General features: G+C 61.5%; 21 protein-coding genes and 2 pseudogenes. 11 read left to right on the plus strand and 12 right to left on the minus strand.

Annotated elements, in window-relative coordinates:
* Positions 1-132, minus strand: a pseudogene (locus AACY13_RS18220) (IS110 family transposase); the annotation flags it as partial.
* Between the two features lie 151 nt (positions 133-283).
* On the opposite strand from AACY13_RS18220, the gene AACY13_RS18225 reads away from it, so the two are divergent.
* The 4 genes from AACY13_RS18225 to AACY13_RS18240 all read left to right on the plus strand — a co-directional run bounded on the left by AACY13_RS18225 (position 284) and on the right by AACY13_RS18240 (position 3,026).
* Positions 284-910, plus strand: a complete 627-nt coding sequence (locus AACY13_RS18225; protein WP_339462994.1) for a LysE family translocator — start codon at positions 284-286, stop codon at positions 908-910.
* A 123-nt stretch (positions 911-1,033) separates the two neighbouring features.
* On the plus strand, positions 1,034-1,597 hold the full coding sequence (locus AACY13_RS18230; RefSeq protein WP_339462995.1) for a hypothetical protein: 564 nt from the start codon (positions 1,034-1,036) through the stop codon (positions 1,595-1,597).
* A 154-nt stretch (positions 1,598-1,751) separates the two neighbouring features.
* Positions 1,752-2,102, plus strand: a complete 351-nt coding sequence (locus tag AACY13_RS18235; RefSeq protein WP_339462996.1) for a hypothetical protein — start codon at positions 1,752-1,754, stop codon at positions 2,100-2,102.
* Between the two features lie 84 nt (positions 2,103-2,186).
* Positions 2,187-3,026 carry a class I SAM-dependent methyltransferase gene (locus AACY13_RS18240; RefSeq protein ID WP_339462997.1) on the plus strand — a complete coding sequence of 280 codons (840 nt, stop codon included), beginning with the start codon at positions 2,187-2,189 and terminating at the stop codon, positions 3,024-3,026.
* Between the two features lie 401 nt (positions 3,027-3,427).
* Here the strand turns inward: AACY13_RS18240 and AACY13_RS18245 are convergent, their stop codons facing one another.
* The 3 genes from AACY13_RS18245 to can form a co-directional block, all read right to left on the minus strand.
* The gene (locus AACY13_RS18245; RefSeq protein WP_339462998.1) at positions 3,428-3,745 is read right to left on the minus strand and encodes a CcdB family protein; all 318 of its coding nucleotides are present in this window, start codon (positions 3,743-3,745) and stop codon (positions 3,428-3,430) included.
* Entirely contained in the window at positions 3,745-3,990 is a 246-nt protein-coding gene (locus tag AACY13_RS18250) for a type II toxin-antitoxin system CcdA family antitoxin (protein ID WP_339462999.1), read from the minus strand. Before AACY13_RS18250 ends, AACY13_RS18245 begins: the two co-directional genes overlap by 1 nt.
* Positions 3,991-4,267: 277 nt before the next feature.
* Complete coding sequence (gene can / locus AACY13_RS18255) at positions 4,268-4,894, minus strand: carbonate dehydratase (RefSeq protein ID WP_339463000.1); 627 nt, start codon at positions 4,892-4,894, stop codon at positions 4,268-4,270.
* A 194-nt stretch (positions 4,895-5,088) separates the two neighbouring features.
* Between can and AACY13_RS18260 the strand changes: the two genes are divergently transcribed.
* Positions 5,089-5,766: a Crp/Fnr family transcriptional regulator gene (locus AACY13_RS18260; protein ID WP_339463001.1), complete on the plus strand. Its 678-nt coding sequence runs from the start codon at positions 5,089-5,091 to the stop codon at positions 5,764-5,766.
* Positions 5,767-5,929: 163 nt separating this feature from the next.
* Here AACY13_RS18260 and ubiT read toward each other — a convergent pair whose 3' ends face one another.
* From ubiT to AACY13_RS18290, 6 genes are all read right to left on the minus strand, one after another.
* The gene (gene ubiT / locus AACY13_RS18265) at positions 5,930-6,430 is read right to left on the minus strand and encodes a ubiquinone anaerobic biosynthesis accessory factor UbiT (protein WP_339463002.1); all 501 of its coding nucleotides are present in this window, start codon (positions 6,428-6,430) and stop codon (positions 5,930-5,932) included.
* Complete coding sequence (locus tag AACY13_RS18270; protein WP_339463003.1) at positions 6,427-7,314, minus strand: U32 family peptidase; 888 nt, start codon at positions 7,312-7,314, stop codon at positions 6,427-6,429. Before AACY13_RS18270 ends, ubiT begins: the two co-directional genes overlap by 4 nt.
* Before the next feature lie 10 nt (positions 7,315-7,324).
* Positions 7,325-8,320 (minus strand): ubiquinone anaerobic biosynthesis protein UbiU, encoded by a 996-nt coding sequence (gene ubiU / locus AACY13_RS18275; RefSeq protein WP_339463004.1) that lies wholly within the window; start codon positions 8,318-8,320, stop codon positions 7,325-7,327.
* A gap of 246 nt (positions 8,321-8,566) precedes the next feature.
* On the minus strand, positions 8,567-9,799 hold the full coding sequence (locus AACY13_RS18280) for a molybdopterin molybdotransferase MoeA (RefSeq protein WP_339463005.1): 1,233 nt from the start codon (positions 9,797-9,799) through the stop codon (positions 8,567-8,569).
* Entirely contained in the window at positions 9,796-10,353 is a 558-nt protein-coding gene (gene moaB / locus AACY13_RS18285) for a molybdenum cofactor biosynthesis protein B (protein WP_339463006.1), read from the minus strand. The genes AACY13_RS18280 and moaB overlap by 4 nt, the downstream gene beginning before the upstream one ends.
* Positions 10,354-10,526: 173 nt before the next feature.
* Entirely contained in the window at positions 10,527-11,882 is a 1,356-nt protein-coding gene (locus tag AACY13_RS18290; RefSeq protein ID WP_339463007.1) for a coproporphyrinogen III oxidase, read from the minus strand.
* A 201-nt stretch (positions 11,883-12,083) separates the two neighbouring features.
* Between AACY13_RS18290 and AACY13_RS18295 the strand changes: the two are divergent.
* Positions 12,084-12,638, plus strand: a pseudogene (locus AACY13_RS18295) (Hsp20/alpha crystallin family protein).
* Positions 12,639-12,888: 250 nt separating this feature from the next.
* On the opposite strand, the gene AACY13_RS18300 reads toward AACY13_RS18295, so the two are convergent.
* On the minus strand, positions 12,889-13,785 hold the full coding sequence (locus AACY13_RS18300) for a universal stress protein (protein ID WP_339463008.1): 897 nt from the start codon (positions 13,783-13,785) through the stop codon (positions 12,889-12,891).
* 219 nt (positions 13,786-14,004) lie between these two features.
* Between AACY13_RS18300 and AACY13_RS18305 the strand changes: the two genes are divergently transcribed.
* Positions 14,005-14,958, plus strand: coding sequence for a ribose-phosphate diphosphokinase (locus AACY13_RS18305; protein ID WP_339463009.1), 954 nt, complete (start codon positions 14,005-14,007; stop codon positions 14,956-14,958).
* Positions 14,959-15,024: 66 nt separating this feature from the next.
* On the opposite strand, the gene AACY13_RS18310 is transcribed toward AACY13_RS18305, so the two are convergent.
* Positions 15,025-16,038: a zinc-dependent alcohol dehydrogenase family protein gene (locus AACY13_RS18310; RefSeq protein WP_339463010.1), complete on the minus strand. Its 1,014-nt coding sequence runs from the start codon at positions 16,036-16,038 to the stop codon at positions 15,025-15,027.
* Positions 16,039-16,287: 249 nt separating this feature from the next.
* Between AACY13_RS18310 and AACY13_RS18315 the strand changes: the two genes are divergently transcribed.
* From AACY13_RS18315 to AACY13_RS18330, 4 genes are all read left to right on the plus strand, one after another.
* Complete coding sequence (locus tag AACY13_RS18315; protein WP_339463011.1) at positions 16,288-17,202, plus strand: LysR family transcriptional regulator; 915 nt, start codon at positions 16,288-16,290, stop codon at positions 17,200-17,202.
* 194 nt (positions 17,203-17,396) lie between these two features.
* On the plus strand, positions 17,397-18,635 hold the full coding sequence (gene mexE / locus AACY13_RS18320; RefSeq protein WP_339463012.1) for a multidrug efflux RND transporter periplasmic adaptor subunit MexE: 1,239 nt from the start codon (positions 17,397-17,399) through the stop codon (positions 18,633-18,635).
* Between the two features lie 87 nt (positions 18,636-18,722).
* Entirely contained in the window at positions 18,723-21,902 is a 3,180-nt protein-coding gene (locus AACY13_RS18325; protein ID WP_339463013.1) for an efflux RND transporter permease subunit, read from the plus strand.
* Positions 21,899-23,302, plus strand: coding sequence for a TolC family protein (locus AACY13_RS18330; protein ID WP_339463014.1), 1,404 nt, complete (start codon positions 21,899-21,901; stop codon positions 23,300-23,302). The genes AACY13_RS18325 and AACY13_RS18330 overlap by 4 nt, the downstream gene beginning before the upstream one ends.
* The last annotated feature ends 181 nt before the right edge of the window (positions 23,303-23,483 follow it).

Raw genomic sequence — 23,483 nt, forward strand, 5'->3', positions numbered from 1 at the left:
CTCGGCCTGCTCCTGTATATATCGCCTGAACGCCTCTCGGTTCAGCCGCTTACGCTGCACCACCTGGCCAGAACGGACACTCTCGGCAACTTGGTAAACGGACTTGGCCAGATCAACTGCGATTCGCTTCATCACGACACTCCCAATTTCAGTCACCACCGTTCTCGGTATAGAACTGTGGCGCGGGGAGAGTCCATTACAGCATTCAAATCGTTCGCTTCGCTCACTGGGACGGGCTAAAGCCCGCCCCTTAACCAAACGTTAGGCAACATTGGAGAACCGTATGATTCCATTAGAAACAATCAGTTTATTTGTAGTTGCGTCAATTGCATTGTCTTTATCACCAGGACCAGACAATATATTTGTTTTAACACAATCAGCAATGAATGGGAGAAAGGCTGGGATATTTGTAACGTTAGGCCTATGCACGGGGTTGTTGGTTCATACTGCTACTGTTTCATTGGGTGTTGCTTCTATCTTCCAATCTTCGGAATTGGCTTTTAATATTCTTAAATTTGTCGGTGCTATGTACTTACTTTATTTGGCATGGCAAGCATTTAGGGCTGGCTCAACTAATGTAAGTAAAGTAAAAGAAGAGCACGCAAATTGGAAGCAACTATACATGCGTGGGGTAGTTATGAATGTTACTAATCCCAAGGTTGCAATATTCTTTTTGGCCTTTCTACCTCAATTTGCAGAGCCTTCAATTGGCTCGATAACAGTTCAAATGATGGCATTTGGCTGTTTATTTATAGCAACAACGCTCTGTATTTTTACTTTGGTTGCATGGTCTGCTGGTTTTCTGGGAGAGTGGCTAAAAGGTTCAGATAAAGCACAAAAATTAATAAATAGAATTGCTGGCACAGTATTTATCGGTTTAGCCGTTAAGTTAGCTGTTAGCGAAAGGTAAAGTTGCCTAACAAGGCAATTAAATCGGACGCATTACGGTTCGTCGTCTATTTTGCAAAAACAAAAGCCGCAAAATCGCCGCCAAACCTAGCGCCGTTTATTGCTGGCGTTAGAAGGCAACAACATGATCGCAGAGTTTGCAACAATCGTTGGTTTGCTGTCTGCTTTTTCTTCGGGCAGGAAGACAGCAGAGCAGACAGCCATCTCTGACTTCCTTTCATGGTTATCCGAGCACAACCATGAAGAAATAAGAGCTTCAATTGAGAACAATCAAGTTACCACCGTAAGCATCAAAGCTTTACTAAATAAAGGCCTTGATGATGTTCATCAGAAACTAGACGATATTTCAACCAGAATAGCGATACTCGCCAGTCGCTCTGATGGCGTAGAGGAATTAGCTTTAGCATATGCAAAAGAGTCAATATCCGAGCAATCCCTAGAGATATTAGCTCTGATGGAAGAATATCAAACAGAGTTTTTCCTTTTACTAAGCGGATTTAGCGGTCCCGAGCAAGCGCTAATTTTAAGCCCCGGACCAAACTACACATGCAAAGAGACTCGATTTTTAAAAGACGATCTTGCTTTAATGGTTGGCCTGGGTTTGCTTGTGCTGGACTATAACTCGAATGGAAATCCAATGTATTTTTATACCAGAGCGGCGTCTAAACTGGTTCGCAGTATGAGCTAATGCCTTCTAACTAGTGGTTCAAGTCACTCGCTTCGCTCGCTCGGGACGGGCTAAAGCCCGCCCCTTAACCAAACGTTAGGTGCTTGCGCCAATGAAGTTAAATATTGTTTCCATGCTATCTAGCCTCTTCTTTTTGGCATCATGTGGGCCAAGCATGGAAGACGTAAACAACGTAGTCGGTCTGCATGTAATATCAGATTTTGGCAGTGATTATACCTATGTATCTGAAGCGCCTGACCATATTGAAATATCAAACACGATAAAAAGGCTTGATTGGCAAAAAGGTTTTCACCAAGTAATTCTTGTGACTGCACCTGGAGTATCAATGGAGGTTGGCGGAAGCCTTGACCCTTCAGATGGTTTGTCTTCAGTCTATCGCGATATCAATAAAAGCATTTATAGAGTAACCGTAGATCCACCTATCTCTGTAAATCAAATGGAAAAAATACTTCTCTCATTTCACGCTGGAGACAATCAGTGGGAAAAAATGTATAAATATGAGTGACGCACCTAACTAGTGGTTCAAATCGCTCGCTTCGCTCACTGGGACGGGCTAAAGCCCGCCCCTTAACCAAACGTTAGGCCTCTGATGACCCCACACTCTTCTAATCTCGAACAGTTCCTCGCTGCGTTTCACGATTCAAATCCCGGAATTACCGCTCGCGCGTTTGCAGACCTTGCCGTTGTGAAAGCCGGACGTAGATTTGCGTCGTCCTACGAATGTCTCGCGAACGAGGTTCCTGAAACTGAAGCGCCCTGCACGCTCTTGGACCTCGCTTGCGGGGACGGGTTTTTACTATCTCTTTTCGCCGCACGAGGGCAATCGAATCTGTCCTTGAGCGGTATCGATCTAAGCCAAGGGGAGCTTGAAGCGGCGCACCACCGCCTCGGCCGTGCCGCAACGCTGCAACAAGGCAGAGCGCACGCCCTGCCGATGGCCACAGCCTCGCTCGACCACGTGGTCTGCCACATGGCTCTCATGCTGATGGAAGAAATCGAAGTAGTCTTGACTGAGGTTCATCGGATACTGAAGAAGGGTGCCGTCTTTGCAGCGGTCGTCGGCACAAGGCCGCCACCGTCCCCGATCTTCGATTCGTATATCGCTCTGCTGTCTCAATATCCTCGCAAGGAGGAGTTCAGCGGCATACGCTTTGGCGATCGCCGCCTGCAAACCCGCGATGACATCACAAAGCTGTTCTCCAATAGCTTCGAAGCTATCTCGGTTCAAGAACTCCTAGTCCAGCGTCGCTGTTCCCCCCGTGAACTGTGCGCGTGGTTTGAAGACATGTACGACTTCCATATGCTGGGCGAGGCCTGCCAACGCGAGTTGAACGCAAAGTTCATCGCAGCCACCGAAGCGCAATGCGACAGTGATGGAAAAGTCGAATACAGTGATCTGCTCTACCTCATCACTGCGGCAGCGGCCTAACACGCACAGAAAGCGCACGACTTCAAAAGCCTAACAAACGGTATATGGACTCTCCCCACAAGTAGTGGGCAAAGCTTTTCTTTTGCACCTGTCGTCAGCGCGGTTGCATTCGTATATCCGGCCTGTTGTGGGCTTTTCCACCCTGGCCATTCTGCAGTTCGCGCAGCGGGGGCCAAGCGTTCAATCGATCACGCGGATCATGATTGTTATCGGCCTTATTCCGCTGCAGGACTCGCCTGTTCCGACAGTGCTGCTGCTTACCACAACCACAAGAAAACCATCCCCCCTTACTGATTACCCCCGCCGTCAGGCGGGCTTTGTGCTCTGCCAATTGCCATTGAACCGCCGCTCGTGGCACCACACCGCCCAGCAGATCCGTACCAGTTTGTTAGACGCACCTATCAGATACCGGTGATCAGCAAATCAAGAGCAGCAATTATTTCATTACGCTGTGCTGAAAGGTCGGCAACTTGAGTGCCGAGTTGTTTCTTAGCGATACCGGCCAGTTGCGGAGTCACCATCACGTACTGTTGGTCATCAATTTCAAACGTTGGCGTAAGGGTTCTGAGCGTTTTTCCTTTCATGGCGGTAGCCGTGTAGAGAGGTACTACAACCCTCGTGCCAAGCTCGGCAATCAGGTCGCTTTGAACATCAAGCAGGAAGGGCACTGCAGCCTTTGTGGCGGCGTTTGTGTTCTTGTGTACTGCGAACTGAGGCATCAGAAGCTCCGTAGGTCGTCGCTGAACACGCCTTGAGCTTCCACATGTTCGTTGTAGGCATTGATGGCTTGCTGATTCTCGGCCAGCCATTGTTCGCGCTGTTTCTTCTTCAAGGCCTCAGCCAGAGCCTGCTCTAATGTCGCGGAGAGGTTAATATCCAAGTCCTTGGCTTTATTGAGCAAGTCACCGTTAACGCTTAGGTTGGCAGCTCGTTTGGGGGCATTGGGGTTGTAGGCAGCAAGCATGGGCATTCCCTCCTGGGTGTTCATGCGCAGATGGTATGCGCATGCAGGCTTGCGGTCAAAGGTGCGCCTAACAACTTATATGGACTCTCCCTCGGCGGCTGGCAATGATGTCGCTGCTTAAGCCATGACAATCGCCGCTAACTCAACCTACGGGCTACCCCTGGTGCGCACGGCGCACCCTACCCGGCCCCACGGGCATCGCGCTCTTGCTCCGTAGGATGCGCGGGGCCCGCCTAGGCCGTACGCACCAGGCGTTTACGAGGGCTGCCGAGCCCATTCACTGATCGTAAAGAAAGCTGTCGTCGAGCTGATCAGCCCCGCTGACTGTCACGTCCAGGTCGTTGACCAGGCCATCGGTCAGCCCGTAGATCCAGCCGTGCACGGCCAGGGGTTGGCCGCGTTTCCAGGCGTTCTGCACGATGGTGGTGTGGCAGACGTTGCGCACCTGGCGCTGTACGTTCAGCTCGCACAGCAGGTTGACCTGCTCTTCCGCTGCCAGGCCGCGAAAGCGTTCCAGGTTCTGGTGATAGAGCGCCTTGAGCGCGCGTAGCCAGTTGTCGATCAGCCCCAGCGCCTCATGGCCCAAGGCCGCGCGCACGCCGCCGCAGCCGTAGTGGCCGCAGACGATCACCTGTTTGACCTGCAGCACGTCCACCGCGTACTGCAGCACCGAGAGAAAATTCATATCGGTGGCCACCACCATATTGGCCACGTTGCGGTGCACGAACAGCTCGCCGGGCATCAGGCCAACCACCTCGTTGGCCGGTACCCGGCTGTCCGAACAGCCGATCCAGAGGAATTCCGGGCGCTGCTGGCGGGCCAGTCGGGCAAAGAATTCCGGGTCTCTGGCGGTCAGCGATTCGGACCAGAAGCGGTTATTGGCCAGCAGTTGTTCTACGTCCATAGCGGCTCCCAATCCCCCAGCGATGGCAAGGGCATGGCGAAGCATAGCCATGCTCCACCCGGGGCAGAATTGTCGGCAGTCAAGAATGTATCGGTCTGCCTCCTCTTTATCGCACTGCCTCCAAAGAGGTAGTGCCGAGGAGGAATGTTGCCGCCCGGCGGACGCGCCTAAGATGCGACCTACTGAGGTGAACCATGCTGAGCGACATTACAACCCTGACCATCCTGCGCGAGCACCCCCTGTTCGACAGGCTACCCGACAGTGCTTTTCAGGAAGTCGGCAACCTGGCGAATCATCGACGCTTGCACAGCCTCGATATCCTTTTCCACCAGGGCGAACCGGCGGAGCGTTTCTATCTGCTGCTGGAGGGGCAGATCATCCTGACCCGCGTGCTGCCGGAAGGTAACGAAAAGCTGGTCGAGGTGATCCAGCCGGGGCAAATATTTGCCGACTCCCTGCTGTTCTGCGACAGCCGCCACTACCCGGTAACCGCCAGCGCGCTGAAACCCAGCTGCCTGGTGAGCATCGACGGTGCCCACTATCGTCACCTGCTGGAAGGGCAACCGAGCATCTGCCTGAAACTGCTGGCCAGTTTCAGCACTCGCCTGGACCAGCGCCTGGCTGAGATCGACACCCTGGCCGTGGCCAATGCCAGCCGCCGGGTGGTGCGCTTCCTCTGCCAGGAACAGGAAGCCGGCAATGGTCAGATCAAGCTCAGCGTGCCGAAACGCCTGATCGCCTCGCAGCTGGGGATCCAGCCGGAAACCTTCTCGCGCATTCTGCATCGGCTGATCGATGCCGGGCTGATCGCCATGGAGCGGCGCAATATCCGCATCATCAATACGCCCCGGCTGGCCAGCTACTGTGAGTGAGAAGGATTGCCACGCCAGTTGCCGTGCCCTATTGGCATCACAGCCTTACCGTGATGACTGGTCGGCTCGGCAATCGCGCTGATCGCGTCCCGCCCGGTCCGACTCCCTGGCTGTCGACAGCCGACGCCACCATCACTTGACGTCTGGCTAGCCATCTTGCCGATTACGCAACCACCTCGGCCTTGGCCTGCGTCGGCGGAACTTCAACCGCCTCGCCGAGTGCGCAGATCAACTGCCACAAGCGCGGCGGCAAGCCGTCTGGGTCGAGGCTGTCGAGCAGGTTCTTGATCCCCAGGCCTAGATCGGTATCGCCCTCGATCATCAGACGGCGGCGGAAAAACAGGGTATCCGGGTCCTCCTGACGACTGGCCAGCAGGAGGAACTCGCGCCAGTTGCCGCGGATGCAGACATCCACGGGGGCCTCGGCGGCGATACGTAGACCGCCCTGGTCGCGGGTCAGGCACCAGGCCAGCTGCAGATCGCTGATTTCCAGACGCAGCCAGCGGCCTTGCAGCAGGTCGAATTCGCCCTCCGCCAGGGGCTCGGCAAACAGCCGGGCGATGACCTTCTCCAGCACCAAACGCTGCAGCGGGAACGGCACATGGCGGCCCAGCGGCAAGAGTGGCGGCGCGACCCGCATGGCCAGGCGGGCAAAGGTCTTCATAGCACCACCTCGTCGCCGCGCAGCATGCCGGGGCGGCCGTGCCAGTAACCGTTGCAGCCTTCCACCGCCAGGGGTGGCAGCGCGCCGCAGCGCACCGTATCGAAGGCCGCGATGACTCCAGCCATGCCCTCGGCGCGCGGGCTCAGGCGCAGCAGATCGGCACCGGCCGCGGCCAGCTGCGCATAGTCGGCAAGCAGGTTGTTGACCTTGGCCGACATGGTCTGGATGCCGTTGAGGGTAAACAGGGGCTCGCCCTCCTGGCTGTGCAGCACGATGCCTTCGGGGAAGCTCTCGCAGCAGATCTGGCAATCGTCCTTGGGCCGGTTTTCCGCGCGGGCGGTAAAGCAGCGCGCCGAGTAGGCCAGGGGCAGATGCCCGTAGGCGAACAGTTCCACCTCTGGCCGCGCCAGGCCGAGGCTGTCGAGTTGCTCCAGGGTGTTGCGGATCAGCGTGCCGGAGCATTCGACCGGCGGCACCCAGCGTTGCAGGCCGCAGTCGATCAGCTCGGCCAGGGCATAGCCGTTGTACAGGTTGAGGGCGGGACCGGCGACGAAAGGCAGCTTGCGCTCACGCAGCAACTGCACCGCGCCCATGTCGTTGGCTTCCACCAGCAGTTCGCCGTTGTCGCACAGGCGCTTCAGGCTCGACAGTTCGGAAGCCGCCTCGACCAGGGCCAGGCCCGAAAGCACCAGCTCGGCACGGCTGCATTCGCCCAGCTCGCGGGCCAGGCCGAGCCAGTTATCCAGGCCGAGGGCACGACGCTTGGCGCACACCGTCTCGCCGAGGTAGATGACATCTAGCGGCTGCTCGGCCATTTCGGCATAGAAATCCAGCAGCTTTTCGCGATTCCAGTAGAACAGGACGGGTCCCAGACTGAGCTTCATGATGATCTCCTCATTGCCAGGAACGGTGGTAGGCACCCAGGGTCGTCTGGCTGCCCTCGGACAAGCTGTCCAGTGCGCTGCGCCACTGCGGCTGCACCACATAGCTCTGTGGCGCGCGGCTGTAGGCATCCAGCGCCGAACGCCAGACCCGGGTGACCTGCTCGACATAGGCCGGGCTGCGCTGGCGGCCCTCGATCTTCACCGCCGTCACGCCGATGGCAGCGAGCTGCGGGATCAGGTCGAGGGTGTTGAGGCTGGTCGGCTCTTCCAGGGCATGGAAGCGCTGGCCATTGACCAGAAAGCGGCCCTTGCACAGGGTCGGGTAACCGGCCGATTCATCCTTGCCATAGCGGTCGATCAGCACGCCGTTGAGGCGCGAGCTGAGCCCCTCGGCATCTTCCTGCCAGCGCACCGCCTTGGCCGGCGAACAGACGCCACACAGGTTGGGCGATTCGCCGGTCAGATAGGACGACAGATGGCAGCGCCCCTCGGCCATGATGCACAGGCTGCCGAAGGCGAACACCTCGATCGGCACCGGGCTCTTCTCCGCCACCTGGCGCACCTGGGCCAGCGACAGCACCCGTGGCAACACCGCGCGGCGGATGCCGTAGCGCTGCTGATAGAGCGCCAGAGCGGCGGCATTGGTGGCCGAGCCCTGCACCGACAGGTGCAGGTTGAGGTCGGGATGGCGGCGGCTGGCATAGGCCAGCACCCCCGGGTCGGCGGCGATCAGGGCATCCACCCCGAGCGCCGCGGCCTGGTCGACCGCGCGTTGCCAGCGTGCCCAGCCGTCGGGCTGGGCATAGGTATTGACCGCGATATACAGCTGCCGCCCCTGCGCCCGGATCAGCTGCAGGCCGCTTTCGAGCTGCTTGTCGTCGAGGTTAAGACCGGAAAAATGGCGGGCATTGGTGTCATTGCGAAAACCGACATAGACGGCGTCGGCGCCTTGCCGAACCGCGGCTTTGAGGGCAGGCAAGCTGCCTGCTGGACAAACCAGTTGCATGAAAACTCCTTCCGGGCGGAATACTGTCGGGCACTTTAGGGGGTGGCTGCGGGCGAGGCCTTGATCGCGGTCAACAAGCCTCGACTCGCCAGGCCCATGGTTACTGCCTTGGCCACGTCGCCTGACGTGTAGGAGCCAGCTTGCTGGCGATCTCTGTAGGTCAAAAGCATCGCCAGCAAGCTGGCTCCTACATTGTTTGCTGTGCGAGCGCAGCGTTGAAGGCGGAGCGGCCCCCTCCAACGACACTTAATGCAGCAGCGCACTGAATGGCAGGTAGTCGAGCAAGTCGCCCTCCTCCAGGGTCTGGCCCACTTCGACCAGCGCCAAGCCGTCGGCCCAGCAGGCCGAGGTGAGCATGGCCGAGCCCTGCTGCGGGTGCGGGCATACGCGCAGCTGACCGTCCTGCTGCTCCAGCCGCGCGCGCAGGTACTGCCGGCGGCCGTTGGCCTTGCGCCAGGCGAAGCCAGCCGGCAGGCGCAGCGGTTGCGGCAATACGTCCTGGCAACCCTGGGCGCGCAGCAGAAAAGGCCGCGCCACCACCAACGCGGTGATAAGGGCCGCCGCCGGATTACCCGGCAAGCCGATCCAGGGTTTGCCGCCCACTTCACCGAAGGCCAGCGGCTTGCCCGGCTGGATCGCCAGACGCCACAGGTGCAATTCGCCCAGTTCGCGAATGGCCTGCTTGAGGTGATCTTCCTCGCCGACCGACACGCCGCCGGAGGTGATCAGCATGTCCCACTCCGACGCCGCCAGGCTCAGGGCATCGCGGCTGGCTGCCAGCTCGTCGGCCATGATCTCGTAATCCTGGACTTCCAGGCCGAGGCTGCTCAACACGCCCGCCAGGCTGTAGCGGTTGGCGTTATAGATCTGCCCGGGCTGCAGTGCCTCACCCGGCTCGCGCAGCTCGTTACCGCTGCTGAGCAAACCGACCCGCAAGCGCCGATAGACCGCCACCCGGTCGATGCCGAAGCTGGCCAGCAGGCCCAACTCCTGGGGGCGCAGACGCTGCCCGGCGCTCAGCACCCGAGTGCCGGCCGCCAGTTCCTCGCCGCGCCGGCGCACATGCTCGCCGCCCTGGACCGGCGGCAGCCACACCCGCCCCTCCTCGAGCTGGCAGTGCTCCTGCATCACCACGCTGTCGGCACCCGGCGGTAAGGGCGCGCCAGTGAAGATGCGCACCGCATGGCCGGCGGGCAAGGCTTGCGCCGCCGCATCGCCTGCCGCGATCCGCCCGGCCAGCGGCAGGCAACCGCCTGCATCCGGCAGATCGGCGGCGCGCAGGGCATAACCGTCCATCGCACTGTTGTCCCAGGCCGGCACCGCGAACGGCGCATGCAGCGGTTCGGCCAACACCCGACCGAGGGCCTGGCCCAGGGCGACCCGCTCCACGGGTGGCGGTACCGGGGCGCGCGCGAGCAGTTCGGCGATGGCCTGGTCAACCGGGCGCAGGTTGTTGCCGTCGCAGCCGCAGGCACTCATGAGCGGGCTCCGCAGAGGGCGGCTTGCAGCTGATCGGCCAGGCGCTTGAGGTGAGCGACGAAGTTGCACGGCCCGGTGCGGCTGTCCAGTTGCTCGCGGAGGATCTTCTCCCAGGCCGTGCGGCAGGCATTGGGCGAACCGGGCAGGCAGCAGACCAGCACGCCATTGCTGATCCCGGCCAGGGCCCGCGACTGCAGGCTGGAAGTGCCGATCTCTTCCAGGGATATCTGGCGGAACAGTTCGCCGAAGCCATCGACCAGCTTGTCCAGCAAGGGCGCGACGGCTTGCGGGGTATTGTCCCGCGCGGTGAAACCGGTGCCGCCGGTGATCAGCACCACCTGCACCAGTGGGTCGGCGATCCAGGCGCAGAGGCGCGCGCGGATCTGCCAGATATCGTCGATCACCAGGGCCCGCTCGACCAGCGCATGGCCGGCCGCCTCCAGCCCCTCGATCAGGGTCTGCCCCGAGGTATCGGTAGCCAGACTGCGGGTGTCGCTGACGGTCAGGACGGCGATGCGTAATGCCTGGAATGCGCTGCGGGACAGATGAGCCATGCTGGAAGCCTCCGTAGAATGTCTGGCCGCAGACTGCACCGCTAGATTGCGACAGCCCATTCCTCGTTGGAGGTATGCCCCAGGGAGCAGAGCGCCTTGTCTAGGCTGGCAACCCTTACGGCCAGCGGCTCTGCGCGGCCTTTATCGCGACTGCGACCCAGGGTCGCAGCGGTCTAAACCGCCCGGGAAACAGATTGCACACGCGCTACCCCGCTGTAGCGGTCGAACAAGCGGCACACCGCGTGCACCAGCAAACGCCCGGCCGGAAGAATAGCGATGGAGGCCTCGTCGAGCGCGATCAGACCGTCGCGCTGCATCTGCTCCAGGGCCGGCCAGGCATCGACGAAATACTCGCGAAACCGCAGACCGAAACGCGCCTCGATGCACCGGATATCCAGGCCGAAGTCACAGATCAGGCGCTCGATCACCTCGGCGCGCAGACGCTCGTCAGGCCCGCAGCGAAAGCCGCGCCAGCTCGCCAGCTGGCCGCTGTCGAGCCGGGCCTGATAGCCCTGAAGGTCGCGGCTGTTCTGCACGTAGAGGCCGTCGATCTGGCTGATCGCCGCGACGCCCAGGCCGATATGGTCGCAGCCCGCGTGCCGACTGAAGCCCTGGCAATTGCGCTGCAAACTGGCATTTTCCTGAGCGATGACCAGATCGTCGTCCGCCAGGGCGAACAAGCCCATACCGACATAGCGATAGCCCGCCAGGCCTAGCTGCTCGACGCATTGGCGCTGCATGGCCAGCTTGTCCTCCAGGTCGGCCAGGCCACTGCCGGCAAACCGCCCCAACGGCCGATAGCGCTGCGGCGGATCGGCATAGTCGAAGACCGTCACCCGATTCGGCTGCAGCTCGATAATGGCCGCCACCTTGCGCGCGAAACTCGCTCGGGTTTGCCAGGCACGGCCATAGCCGATATCGATATTCACCGAGCGGTAGCTGAGCGCGCGGGCGGCATCGATCAGCGAACGTATTTGCCTGGGGTCCTGCCAGGCCAGCGCTGCGCCATGGGCTGCGGCGATATCGGGTACGCCGATACTGACGTGGTTGAAGCCCAGTTCGCGCAGGCGGCCCATGGTCGCCCAATCCGAGTGAGGCAACTGGATCTCGATGCCATAGTCGCCTTCGTCGTAGTCGAGGAAATGGAAGCGTCGGCGCAGATGATCGATCAACCGGTGCAACTGATCGGCGCTGGGCATGCTGTCGCCGGCCAGGTGGAACTGCTCGACGCGCTGCTGCGCCCCCAGGTGGCAGCCGATCATTTCGATCTCGCGCTCCAGGCACTCCAGGTAGGCGGCGAAGACGCTTGGCGAGCAACTCGCCCGCTGCCGATCAGCGCGATTGATCGGCAATTGCACGGCCAGCGATAAGGCGCGCTGGGCCTGCCGGCTGCCACGCAAGGCGCGCAGCAGATCCAGTGAGCCGATACCGCGGTGAAAAGCCGTGGTCTCGGGATAGCAGCGATGGCCGGCATCGCCATGGGCGTAGCGGCCAAGCAGCTTGCTGTCCCAACTGGTGGTTTCCCGCATCTGGCGCTCCCCTATGACCGCGAGTCTCAGTGTCGGGGGATTGCCGGCAAAGCTCATTGACCTGAATCAACCGCGCAGAAATCCCGGGCCTAACAGGCCGTTGAAAAACGTTGGCGAGGCAGCCAGTGCAAGGCAAAACAGGCGAAAAAGCGCAGTTTACGAGCTGTAAATGAGCATTTTGAGCCTGTTTTTAACGCCGCGATGGCAACGCAGGTAGTTTTTCAACAGCCTGCTAAGCCAACAGCCGCCAGACTGCCGACCAGTAAAAGCCCGAGTCTGGCAGCGCCACGACATCTCTTCGAAAACCTGCGGCACCAGGTCGATCAGCTGTTCGAAGATTCCAGCCCGAGTGCGCTGCACTTGCCCTTCACCCGCTGGGCCTTTGATGTCGAGCCGTTCTGACGACGCGACCTGATCGGCCCTGGCATGCCAGCGGTGGATATCGCCGAACAGGACAAGAGCTTCGAAATCACTGCCGAGTTGCCTGGCCTGGATGAAAACAACATCGAGATCAAGCTGTCCAACGTTAACCTGATCATCAAGGCGGAGACGCGCGTGGAAAGCGAGCAGAAGAAAAAAGGCGACTACCTCTCGGAGCGCCATTACGGCAGTTTCGAACGCATCGTTCACTTGCCCAAGGGGATCGACCCCGAGCAGATTGCCGCCCACTTCAGCAAAGGCGTATCGACCATCAGCCTGCCGAAGAAGCCCGAGGCCATTAAACCGGAGAAAGTCATACCGGTTAGAAGTGGCTGAATCGGGTCCATAGGCAAAGCCCCTGCAATCCATGGCGGGGGCTTTTTCTTGGCAATGAGGCGTCGCACGCCGGCACGGCTTACCCTGAATAGTCCCCTCGCCCCTCAGGGGAGAGGATTAGGTCGGGTCATCAGGCTAGCGACAATACCGACCTTGATTACCCTCCCCCCAACTCCTCTGTCCTGGGCGAATCGCGTCCGGCACTACCACACATGTTTGATACCTCCTCGGTCTCGCCAAGCCGGGCCTGTTAAAGCCCGATCGCCAGCACGCTGCACGGCACCTGATAGAGCATATGTTCGGTGGTGCTGCCGAGCAGTTTGTCCAGGCCCTTGCGCTGCACGCGGCCCATCACCAGCACGTCGAGCCCCTCGCGCCCGGCGAAATCGGCCAGGGTACGGGTGGGTGGGCCCATGATGAAATGCCGCCGCTCGCTCGGTACCCCATAACGCTCCGCCAGCGCGGCAAAGGCAGCCGCCAGCGACTGGCGCAGCTCATCGAGCATATCCACACAGACCGCCGTCGCGGTACCGGCTTCGGCGAGAAAGGCCGGCGACAGGTCGTAGGCATGCAGCAGGTGCAGTTCGGCATTGCACTGCAGGGCCAGGCCATTGGCCGCGGCGATGATCCGGTTATTCAGTTCGCTGCGATCAGCCTCCGCATCCGTCGGATCGACGGCGGCCCCGACCTTGAGCGGTAGCGGGTTGTCCGCCGCACTGACCAGGTGCACCGGCACCGGGCATTCGCGCAGCAGTTGCCAGTCCAGCGGAGTAATAAAGGCGCGTTTGAATGCCGGCTCATGCTGCAGATCCTTGATCAACAGGTCGGCCGGCATCTCCGCGGCATGCAGGAGGATTTCCTTGAGTGGCTGGCGGGTCCAAAGGGCCTCGGCGGTCACTTGGATACCTTTGCCCTGGAGCAGACCGACCTCGTCCTTGAGCCAGTCGCGGTGCTCCTGCAGGTAAGCTTCGCGGGTTTGTTCCTGGATGCTCTTGTCCAGCAGCGGCAGGGTCGCGAAGGGCTCGACCAGGGCCAGGATATGCAACGTGGCCCCCGTAGCCTGAGCCAGTGCGGCAGCGCGTTGTAGCGCCGGCGAATGGCGCATCTGCGGGTCGGCAATCAGTAGCAGGCGTTGAAATTGACTCATGGGGCACCTCCAGGATTCTGATCGATACGCGCCCGGGCTGCGGCCTGGCAGAGAGCATGCGTACTCAACCACTCTAAATTGCAGCAGTTAAGCGGGCTGCGTCTTGATGCATATCAAGACAGCGCCGCAGTGCCAGCCCAATCCGCCGGGGCCACGGCAGCTTGACTGTACGGCGGAAAAGACGATGCTCAAGACATACTCCAGCCTGAGAGCTGTGCCATGCCGACTGAGCCCCCCCTGATCTTCGCCCTGCACGGCAGCCAGGCCTATGCCGAGCGGGTGGTGCAGCGGCTCGGCTGGCAACTGGCCGAGCACGAGGAACGCCTGTTCGAGGATGGCGAACACAAAAGCCGGCCCTTGCAGCCGGTCAATGCCCGCCAGGTGCTGGTGTTCCATTCACTGCATGGCGATGACGAACAGAGTGGCCACGACAAGCTCTGTCGGCTGCTGTTCTTCTGCGGCGCATTGAAGGATGCCGGGGCGCGCCGCGTGCACGTGGTGGCCCCTTACCTGTGCTATGGGCGCAAGGAGCGCCGCACCGAGTTTCAGGACCCGATCATCACCCGTTATGTGGCGGCCATGTTCGAAGCCTGCGGGGTGGACCGCCTACTGACACTGGAAGTGCACAGCGAGGCCGCCTTCGACAATGCCTTCCGCATCCCCAGCCACAACCTGCCGGGCGCGGAGTTGTTCGCCGAACACTTCGCCGCCGGGCTGGCGGACGCCGAGGTGGTCGCGGTATCCCCCGATAGCGGCGGAATCAAGCGCACCGAGCTGTTTCGCCGGGCCCTGCAGCAACGCATCGGTCGCCCGGTGGCCAGCGCCTATATGGCCAAGCACAGGCGCAACGACAGCGTCACGGATTCACTGCTGATCGGCGAGGTACGGGATAGCACGGCGATTATCGTCGATGATCTGATCAGCACCGGCACCACCCTGCTGCGCGCAGCCGAGGCCTGTCAGGCCGCCGGTGCCCGGCACATCTGGGCTGGGGCGGTACACGGCCTGTTCACCGGCGGCAGTGCCCTGCTCGACAGCCCCCTGCTACAGCGGCTGGTGGTGTTCGATACGGTTCCGCCCTTTCGCCTCGACCCCGTGCTGGCGGCCAAGCACCTGGAGATACTCGATTCCAGCGCCGCGGTGGCGGCGTTATTGGCCGAGGAGTATGGCTAGGCGTGAGGTTTTGTCGCCCGGATTGCGCCAAGGCTTATCCGGCTACGGGGTGAGCTTTCTGGCGATCTAGACCTGCAGCAGCACCCGGCCACGGCTCGGGCAGGTTTCCATATAACGGTGAGCGGCCACCACGTCAGCGAAGCCGAACACCTTGTCGACCAGGGGTAACAGCACGCCATCGGAGGTCAGCTGGTTGATGCCCTGCAGGGCCTTGGCCACCGCGGCCTTGTCCTGGGGAATGCCCAGTTCTTCCTTGCCGGTGAAGTTGCCGATGCAGTGGACGAAGAACTGGATGTTCTTCTGGAACGCGGCGCAGGCCGGAAACGGCGTTTCGTTGCCACCCTGCAGATCGAACAGGATCAGCCGCCCGCGCGGAGCCAGGGCATCCCCCAGCAGGCACATCTGCGGCCCGCCGAGGGCGTCCATCACCACATTGACGCCACGCCCATCGGTGAGCTTGCCGACCCGGCTGACCAGGTCCTGCTCCTCGGTGAGGATGACCTGGTCGGCACCCAGTTGCTTGAGAAAATCGCTGTCTTCGGCATGCTCGGTCGCCGCGATCACATGGGCCCCCAGGGCCTTGCCCATCTGCACGATATAGGGGCCCCAGCAACGGCTGGCAGCGGTGACCAGGACCGTCTCGCCTGGCTGCAGATGCGCCAGCTCGACAAAGCCGAACCAGCCCACCAGCGATGGCAGGTAGTGCACGCTCGCCTGTTGCGGGGTCAGGTTATCCGGATAGCGGGTCAGGGAACTGCGTGGCAGCACCACCTGCTCGGCATAGGCCGGGTAGCGATTGGCATTGTGCCCGGGAAAACTGGCAACCCGGTCGCCCACATTCAGGTCGTCGACCCCGGCACCGACGGCCAGCACCGTGCCGGCCAGTTCATGGCCGAGGCTCGCCGGCAGCTGCGCCGGGGTGTGGCCCAGGTTCTGCCGCCAGAGCACGTCGTACCAGCTGACACCCACGGCCGCCACGTCGATCAGCACTTCGCCAGCGCCGGGCGTGGGGTTCGAGCGCTCTTCGATTGTAAGGACGTCGGCCTCGCCGAACTGATGAAAACGGATGATGCGGGACATAGCAAACCTCGTCGGTTGACCCTTTCGGTACGCTCAAAACCACTGTACTACGATCTTGGCACCCGGTTATGGCCCGGACTTTATCCGGGCTTTGCCTGCAATACCACCGTGCGGGGGTGATATTCACCATGCTTGTCGATGATGATCATCGCCCTCCGCATCATTCGCATCCATGTATTGCCTGCCGGCGGCATTCGGCATTAGCCTGATACGCCTGCACTGAAGCCGCCTCGCCTGAATGGACCCCGGATGAACCGTAACGACCTGCGCCGCGTCGATCTCAATCTGCTGATCGTCTTCGAAACATTGATGCACGAGCGCAGTGTGACCCGCGCGGCGGAAAAACTGTTTCTCGGCCAGCCGGCCATCAGCGCCGCCCTCGCCCGCCTGCGCAGCCTGTTCGACGACCCGCTGTTCGTGCGTACCGGCCGCAGCATGGAACCCACCGCCCGGGCCATGGAGATCGCCGCCCTGCTCTCGCCGGCGCTGGACTCGATCTCCACCGCGGTCAGCCGGGCGGCCGATTTTCACCCCGCAACCAGCACTGCGGTGTTTCGCATTGGCCTGTCGGATGACGTCGAATTCGGCCTGTTGCCACCGCTGATCAAGCGCCTGCGCGCGGAAGCGCCGGGGGTGGTGCTGGTGATTCGCCGCACCAACTATTTGCTGATGCCGTCCTTGCTGGCCTCTGGCGAGATTTCCGTGGGCGTGGCCTACACCGATGAACTGCCGGCCAATGCCAAACGCAAGGTGCTGCGCCGCAGCAAACCGAAACTGTTACGCGCCGACACCGTGCCCGGGCCACTGAGCCTGGATGACTTCTGCTCACGGCCCCACGCGCTGGTGTCCTTTGCCGGCGACCTCAGTGGTTTTATCGACCGTGAACTGGAGAGACTCGGGCGCAAGCGCCGGGTGGTACTCGCCCTGCCCCAGTTCAACGGTCTCGGTACCCTGCTCTCCGGCACCGATATTCTCGCCACCGTGCCGGATTACACCGCTGCAGCCCTGACCTCCGCCGGCGGCGTGCGCGCCGAGGAACTGCCCATTCCGGCGCAGACCTTCGAACTGCATATGGCCTGGCGCGGTGCCCAGGACAACGACCCGGCCGAGCGTTGGCTGCGCTCGCGGATCCAGATGTTCTGCGGCGATCCGGACAGCCTGTAACGCAGCGTTGCTGGAGAACCTAGGATAGGTTCTCGCCCATCCGACCCAGGCCTTTGTTCACAATCGCCATTATCGATACAAGTCGGGCAACCATCACTAAGACTGATACTTATCTTCGCCCCGTTCGATTCGGCACCCATGGCCCCGCGCGGCAGACTCCGCTCATTCACAAATCGGACTGGCGGAGTCACCCCATGGAACAGCCACACAAGCATATCTGGATATTGCCCCTGACCCTGACGGCCACCTTGTTGCTCAGCGCCTGCGGCCAGGCTCCGGAAGCCATGCAGCAGATGCCCGCGGCGAAAGTCAGCGTGGCCGAAGTCATCGAACAACCGATCAACGAGTGGGACGAGTTCACCGGCCGCCTGGAGGCCCCCGAATCGGTGGAGGTTCGTCCACGGGTGTCCGGCTTTATTGATCAGGTCGCCTTCGCCGAAGGCAGCCTGGTGAGCAAAGGCGACCTGCTGTTCCAGATCGACCCGCGACCGTTCCAGGCTGAGGTCAAACGCCTCGAAGCCCAATTGCAGCAGGCCCGCGCCAGCCAGGCACGGACCCAGAGCGAAGCCAGCCGTGGCGAGCGTTTGCGCAAGAGCAATGCAATTTCCGCGGAACTGGCCGACGCCCGCGCCAGCGCTGCCCAGGAAGCCCGGGCCGTTACCGCCGGCATCCAGGCCGAACTGGAAAACGCGCGCCTCAACCTCAGCTTTACTCGGGTTACCGCGCCGATCGATGGCCGCGTCAGCCGGGCGGAAATCACCGAGGGCAACCTGGTCACTGGCGGGCAAAGCCTGCTCACCACCCTGGTCAGCACCGACAAGGTTTACGCCTATTTCGATGCCGATGAGCGGGTGTTCCTCAAGTATGTCGAGCTGGCCCGCCAGGCCGGCGGCCAGACCCGCGATGCCAGCCCGGTGTACCTGGGGCTGTCCAGCGAAGACGGCCACCCGCACCTGGGCGAGCTGAATTTTCTCGACAATCAGGTCAACCCACAGACCGGCACCATCCGTGGCCGTGCGGTGTTCGACAACCGAGACGGACGCTTCACCCCGGGCCTCTACGCACGCCTGAAATTGGTCGGCAGTAGTCAGTACGCCGCTGCGCTGATCAAGGATGAAGCGGTTGGCACGGATCTGGGCAAGAAATTCGTCCTGGTGCTCGATAAGGACAATGCCGTGCAGTACCGCCGCATCGAACTGGGGCCGAAGCTGGAAGGCCTGCGCATCGTGCGTAGCGGTCTGGCCAAGGGCGAGAAGATCGTGGTCAACGGCCTGCAGCGCGCCTTCCCCGGCTCCACCGTTGATCCGCAAAGCGTGCCCATGGCCGACGAGGCCACCCTCGCCCAGCTGGCCCGCCTGCGCCAATCCGTGGAGGACCGTGATGCCCCACGGGTCGCCAAACAAGACATCAACAATGGCAAGCCGCGCGGCTGACAAGACGCCTTGGTGCGCGCAGCGCACCCTACCCGATCATCCGACTCGTAGGGTGCGCTGTGCGCACCAGCGCCCGAGGACCCTCCAATGAACTTCTCGCAATTCTTTATTCAGCGGCCGATCTTCGCCGCCGTGCTCTCACTGCTGATCCTGATCAGCGGCGCCATCTCGCTGTTCCAGTTACCGATCAGTGAATACCCGGAAGTGGTGCCGCCTACCGTGGTGGTCCGCGCCACCTTCCCCGGTGCTAACCCTAAGGTGATCGGTGAGACCGTTGCCTCGCCGCTGGAGCAGGCAATTACCGGTGTGGAAGGCATGCTCTATATGTCGTCCCAGGGTACGGCCGACGGCAAGATGACCCTGACCCTGACCTTCGCCCTGGGCACCGATCTGGACAAAGCTCAGGTGCAGGTGCAGAACCGCGTGACCCGCACCATGCCGACCCTGCCCACTGAAGTGCAGCGTCTCGGCGTAACAGTGGACAAGGCCTCGCCCGACCTGACCATGGTCGTGCACCTGACCTCGCCGGACGACCGCTACGACATGCTGTATCTGTCCAACTACGCCGCGTTGAACATCAAGGATGAGCTGGCGCGTCTCGATGGCATCGGCGATGTGCAGCTGTTCGGTCTGGGCAACTACTCGCTGCGCGTGTGGCTGGACCCGAACAAGGTGGCCTCGCGCAACCTGACGGCTGCGGACGTGGTCAACGCCATCCGTGAGCAAAACCGTCAGGTCGCTGCCGGCTCACTGGGTGCGCCGCCGTCGGATGCAGGCAACAGCTTCCAGTTGTCGATCAATACTCAGGGCCGCCTGGTCACCGAGGAAGAGTTCGAAAACATCATCGTCCGCGCCGGTGAAAACGGCGAAATCACCCGCCTGAAAGACATCGCGCGGATCGAACTGGGCTCCAGCCAGTACGCCCTGCGCTCCCTGCTCAACAACAAACCCGCAGTCGCCATCCCGGTATTCCAGCGCCCCGGCTCCAACGCCATCGAGATTTCCGATGCGGTGCGTGAGCGCATGGCCGAGCTGAAGCAGAGCTTCCCTCAGGGCGTGGACTACGAAATCGTCTATGACCCAACCATCTTCGTGCGTGGCTCCATCGAGGCGGTGGTTCACACCCTGCTCGAAGCCATCATCCTGGTGGTGCTGGTGGTGATTCTGTTCCTGCAAACCTGGCGCGCCTCGATCATCCCGCTGGCCGCCGTGCCGGTGTCGTTAATCGGCACCTTCGCCGTGATGCATATGTTCGGTTTCTCGCTCAACGCGCTGTCGCTGTTCGGCCTGGTGCTGGCCATCGGCATCGTGGTGGATGACGCCATCGTCGTGGTGGAAAACGTCGAGCGCAATATCGGGCTGGGCAAAACCCCGGTGGAAGCCACCAAGCAGGCGATGAAGGAAGTCACCGGCCCCATCGTCGCAACGGCTCTGGTGCTGTGCGCGGTGTTTATCCCCACGGCCTTTATCTCCGGGCTGAGCGGACAGTTCTATCAACAGTTTGCCCTGACGATTGCCATCTCCACGGTGATCTCGGCGATCAACTCGCTGACCCTGTCCCCTGCCCTGGCTGCCGTATTGCTGAAAAGCCACGACGCGCCGAAGGATGGCTTCTCCAAACTGCTCGATAAACTGTTCGGTGGCTGGTTGTTCGCACCGTTCAACCGCGTATTCGACCGCGCCAGCCATGGCTATGTCGGCACCGTAAAACGCGTATTACGCGGCAGTGGTATCGCCCTGTTCGTCTATGCCGGGCTGATGGGTCTGACCTACCTGGGCTTCGCCACGACGCCAACCGGCTTCGTGCCGGCGCAGGACAAGCAGTACCTGGTGGCCTTCGCTCAGTTGCCGGATGCGGCGACCCTGGATCGCACCGAAGCGGTGATGAAACAGATGTCGGACATCGCCGGCAAGCACCCCGGTGTGGAAAACACCATTGCCTTCCCAGGCCTGTCGATCAACGGCTTCACCAACAGCCCGAACAGCGGCATCGTCTTCGTCGCCCTGAAAGATTTCGATCAGCGCAAGGATGAGAGCATGTCCGCCGGGGCCATTGCCGCTGAGCTTAACGGCCAGCTCAGTTCTATTCAGGAAGCTTATCTGGCGATCTTCCCACCACCGCCGGTACAGGGTCTGGGCACCATCGGCGGCTTCCGCCTGCAGGTACAGGACCGTGGCAACCTGGGCTATGACGAGCTGTACGTGCAGACCCAGAACGTTATCGCCAAAGCCCGCCAGCTGCCGGAACTGGACCCGATGTCGGTGTTCACCAGCTACCAGGTGAATGTGCCGCAGATCGATGCAGCGATTGACCGTGAAAAGGCCAAGACCCATGGCGTGGCGATCAGCGACATCTTCGACACCATGCAGATCTACCTGGGTTCGCTGTACGCCAACGACTTCAACCGTTTTGGCCGTACCTATCAGGTAAACGTGCAAGCCGAGCAGCAGTTCCGCCTGGAGCCGGAGCAGATCGGCCAGCTGAAGGTGCGCAACAACCGAGGTGAAATGGTCCCGCTGTCGGCTTTCCTCAAGGTCAGCGCCAGTTCCGGCCCGGATCGGGTGATGCACTACAACGGCTTCCTCACCGCGGAAATCAACGGCGCGGCAGCCCCCGGCTACAGTTCGGGCCAGGCTGAGGCGGCGATTGCCCAGCTGCTCAAGGAAGAACTGCCCAACGGCATGAGCTTCGAGTGGACCGACCTGACCTACCAGCAGATCCTCGCCGGTAACAGCGCGATCTTCGTCTTCCCACTCTGCGTACTGCTGGCCTTCCTGGTACTGGCCGCCCAGTACGAAAGCTGGAGCCTGCCGCTGGCGGTGATCCTGATCGTGCCGATGACCCTGCTGTCGGCCATTACCGGGGTGATCCTGGCAGGAGGCGACAACAACATCTTTACCCAGATCGGCTTGATCGTACTGGTGGGATTGGCCTGTAAGAACGCCATCCTGATTGTCGAGTTCGCCAAGGAAAAACAGGAAGAAGGCATGGACCGCGTCAGCGCGGTACTGGAAGCCTGCCGCCTGCGTCTGCGGCCGATTCTGATGACCAGTTTCGCCTTCATCATGGGTGTGGTGCCCCTGGTGCTGTCCTCCGGTGCCGGCGCGGAAATGCGCCATGCCATGGGTGTGGCAGTGTTCAGCGGCATGCTCGGCGTGACCTTCTTTGGCTTGCTGCTGACCCCAGTGTTCTATGTGCTGATCCGCGCTTTTGTGGAAAAGCGTGAAGCTCAGAAAGTGGCACGCTTGCAGGAGGTGCAGGTATGAAGCCTCTTAACGCCAAGCCGCTGGCCATCAGCCTGTTGACCCTGGCGCTGACCGCCTGCGCCGTCGGCCCGGACTACCAGGCCCCGCAGACCGGAGATGCCCAGCTGAGCAGCGCGCAAAGCAACAGCTACGACCGCTCGCGTTTCGAAGCCAGCTGGTGGCAGCAGTTCGACGACCCGACCCTCAACCAGCTGGTGCAACAATCGCTGCAGGAAAACCGCCAACTGCGCGTGGCCTTTGCCCGCCTGCTGGCAGCACAGGCCATTCGTGATGATCTCGGCAACGATCAGTTGCCGACCATCACCAGCCGCGCCAGTGGTGAATTCGGCAAGGCCCAGCAACCTGGCGTGACCGAGCAACGTGTTCGCGGCGAACGTTACGACCTGGGCCTGGACATGCTCTGGGAGCTGGATCTGTTTGGCCGCATCCAGCGCCAACTGGAAGCCAGCGATGCCGAGCTGGACGTGGCCGAAGCGGATTACCAGCAACTGCAGGTCAGCCTGATCGCCGAACTGGTGGATGCCTACGGCAGCCTGCGCGGCGCGCAACTGCGTGAACGTATCGCCCGCGATAACCTGAAAAACCAGCAGGAATCCCGCGCCATCACCGAGCAACTGCGTGAAGCCGGCGTCGGTAGCCAGCTGGATGTACTGCGCAGCGACGCACGCCTGGCTGGCACCGAAGCCAGCCTGCCGCAACTGCAGGCCGAGCAGCAGCGCGCCAAGCACCGCATCGCCACCCTGCTCGGCCAGCGCCCGGACCAACTCAGCGTGGACCTCTCGGCTCAGGACCTGCCCGCCATCGCCAAGGCTCTGCCCGTTGGCGACCCCGGCGAGTTGCTGCGCCGCCGTCCGGATATCCGCGCCGCCGAACGGCAACTGGCCGCCGCCACCGCCAATATCGGTGTGGCCACGGCGGACCTGTTTCCACGGGTGAGCCTATCCGGCTTCCTCGGCTTTACCGCCGGGCGTGGCTCGCAGCTGGGCTCATCTGCTGCGCAAGCCTGGGGCCTGGCCCCGACCATCAGTTGGGCAGCGTTTGACCTGGGCAGCGTGCGTGCACGCCTGCGCGGGGCCGAAGCCGAAGCAGATGGCGCACTGGCCAACTATGAGCAACAGGTGCTGCTGGCCCTGGAGGAATCGGCCAACGCCTTTAGCGACTACGGCAAACGCCAACAACGCCTGCTGGCCCTGCTGCGCCAATCCGAAGCCAGCCGCGCCGCCGCCGAACAAGCCCGGGTGCGCTACCGCGAAGGTGAAGTGGACTTCCTCGTCCTGCTGGACGCCGAACGCGAACGCCTAAGCGCCGAAGACGCCCAGGCCCAGGCGGAAGTCGAGCTGTATCGCGGCATAGTCGCCATCTACAAGTCCCTTGGCGGCGGCTGGCAGCCTAACGCCTGACGCGCTTACCGACTCTCCCCCGGTTGGCTTGCCAACCCCTTCCCGCCCCACGGCAGTTGCTCCTTGCCGTGGGGCTTTTTTATTTGCGGAAGATAAAGCCGTTTGCGAAAGCGGGGTTTACAGTGGGATGGTCGGATAGCCGGGGCGGTGACAGGCAGAACGCGGCCAATAGTTGCCTGTC

It is taken from the genome of Pseudomonas sp. EA_105y_Pfl2_R69, assembly GCF_963970915.1.
Taxonomy (GTDB): domain Bacteria; phylum Pseudomonadota; class Gammaproteobacteria; order Pseudomonadales; family Pseudomonadaceae; genus Aquipseudomonas.

Coding starts and splice junctions, on each gene's coding strand:
- mexE (WP_339463012.1), top strand. CDS start 17,397: ATGGAACAGCCACACAAGCATATCTGGATATTGCCCCTGACCCTGACG.
- AACY13_RS18290 (WP_339463007.1), bottom strand. CDS start 11,882: ATGCGGGAAACCACCAGTTGGGACAGCAAGCTGCTTGGCCGCTACGCC.
- AACY13_RS18240 (WP_339462997.1), top strand. CDS start 2,187: ATGACCCCACACTCTTCTAATCTCGAACAGTTCCTCGCTGCGTTTCAC.
- AACY13_RS18325 (WP_339463013.1), top strand. CDS start 18,723: ATGAACTTCTCGCAATTCTTTATTCAGCGGCCGATCTTCGCCGCCGTG.
- ubiT (WP_339463002.1), bottom strand. CDS start 6,430: ATGAAGACCTTTGCCCGCCTGGCCATGCGGGTCGCGCCGCCACTCTTG.
- AACY13_RS18260 (WP_339463001.1), top strand. CDS start 5,089: ATGCTGAGCGACATTACAACCCTGACCATCCTGCGCGAGCACCCCCTG.
- AACY13_RS18270 (WP_339463003.1), bottom strand. CDS start 7,314: ATGAAGCTCAGTCTGGGACCCGTCCTGTTCTACTGGAATCGCGAAAAG.
- AACY13_RS18305 (WP_339463009.1), top strand. CDS start 14,005: ATGCCGACTGAGCCCCCCCTGATCTTCGCCCTGCACGGCAGCCAGGCC.
- ubiU (WP_339463004.1), bottom strand. CDS start 8,320: ATGCAACTGGTTTGTCCAGCAGGCAGCTTGCCTGCCCTCAAAGCCGCG.
- AACY13_RS18280 (WP_339463005.1), bottom strand. CDS start 9,799: ATGAGTGCCTGCGGCTGCGACGGCAACAACCTGCGCCCGGTTGACCAG.
- AACY13_RS18300 (WP_339463008.1), bottom strand. CDS start 13,785: ATGAGTCAATTTCAACGCCTGCTACTGATTGCCGACCCGCAGATGCGC.
- AACY13_RS18230 (WP_339462995.1), top strand. CDS start 1,034: ATGATCGCAGAGTTTGCAACAATCGTTGGTTTGCTGTCTGCTTTTTCT.
- moaB (WP_339463006.1), bottom strand. CDS start 10,353: ATGGCTCATCTGTCCCGCAGCGCATTCCAGGCATTACGCATCGCCGTC.
- AACY13_RS18250 (WP_339462999.1), bottom strand. CDS start 3,990: ATGCTTGCTGCCTACAACCCCAATGCCCCCAAACGAGCTGCCAACCTA.
- AACY13_RS18330 (WP_339463014.1), top strand. CDS start 21,899: ATGAAGCCTCTTAACGCCAAGCCGCTGGCCATCAGCCTGTTGACCCTG.
- AACY13_RS18310 (WP_339463010.1), bottom strand. CDS start 16,038: ATGTCCCGCATCATCCGTTTTCATCAGTTCGGCGAGGCCGACGTCCTT.
- AACY13_RS18315 (WP_339463011.1), top strand. CDS start 16,288: ATGAACCGTAACGACCTGCGCCGCGTCGATCTCAATCTGCTGATCGTC.
- AACY13_RS18245 (WP_339462998.1), bottom strand. CDS start 3,745: ATGCCTCAGTTCGCAGTACACAAGAACACAAACGCCGCCACAAAGGCT.
- AACY13_RS18235 (WP_339462996.1), top strand. CDS start 1,752: ATGGAAGACGTAAACAACGTAGTCGGTCTGCATGTAATATCAGATTTT.
- AACY13_RS18225 (WP_339462994.1), top strand. CDS start 284: ATGATTCCATTAGAAACAATCAGTTTATTTGTAGTTGCGTCAATTGCA.
- can (WP_339463000.1), bottom strand. CDS start 4,894: ATGGACGTAGAACAACTGCTGGCCAATAACCGCTTCTGGTCCGAATCG.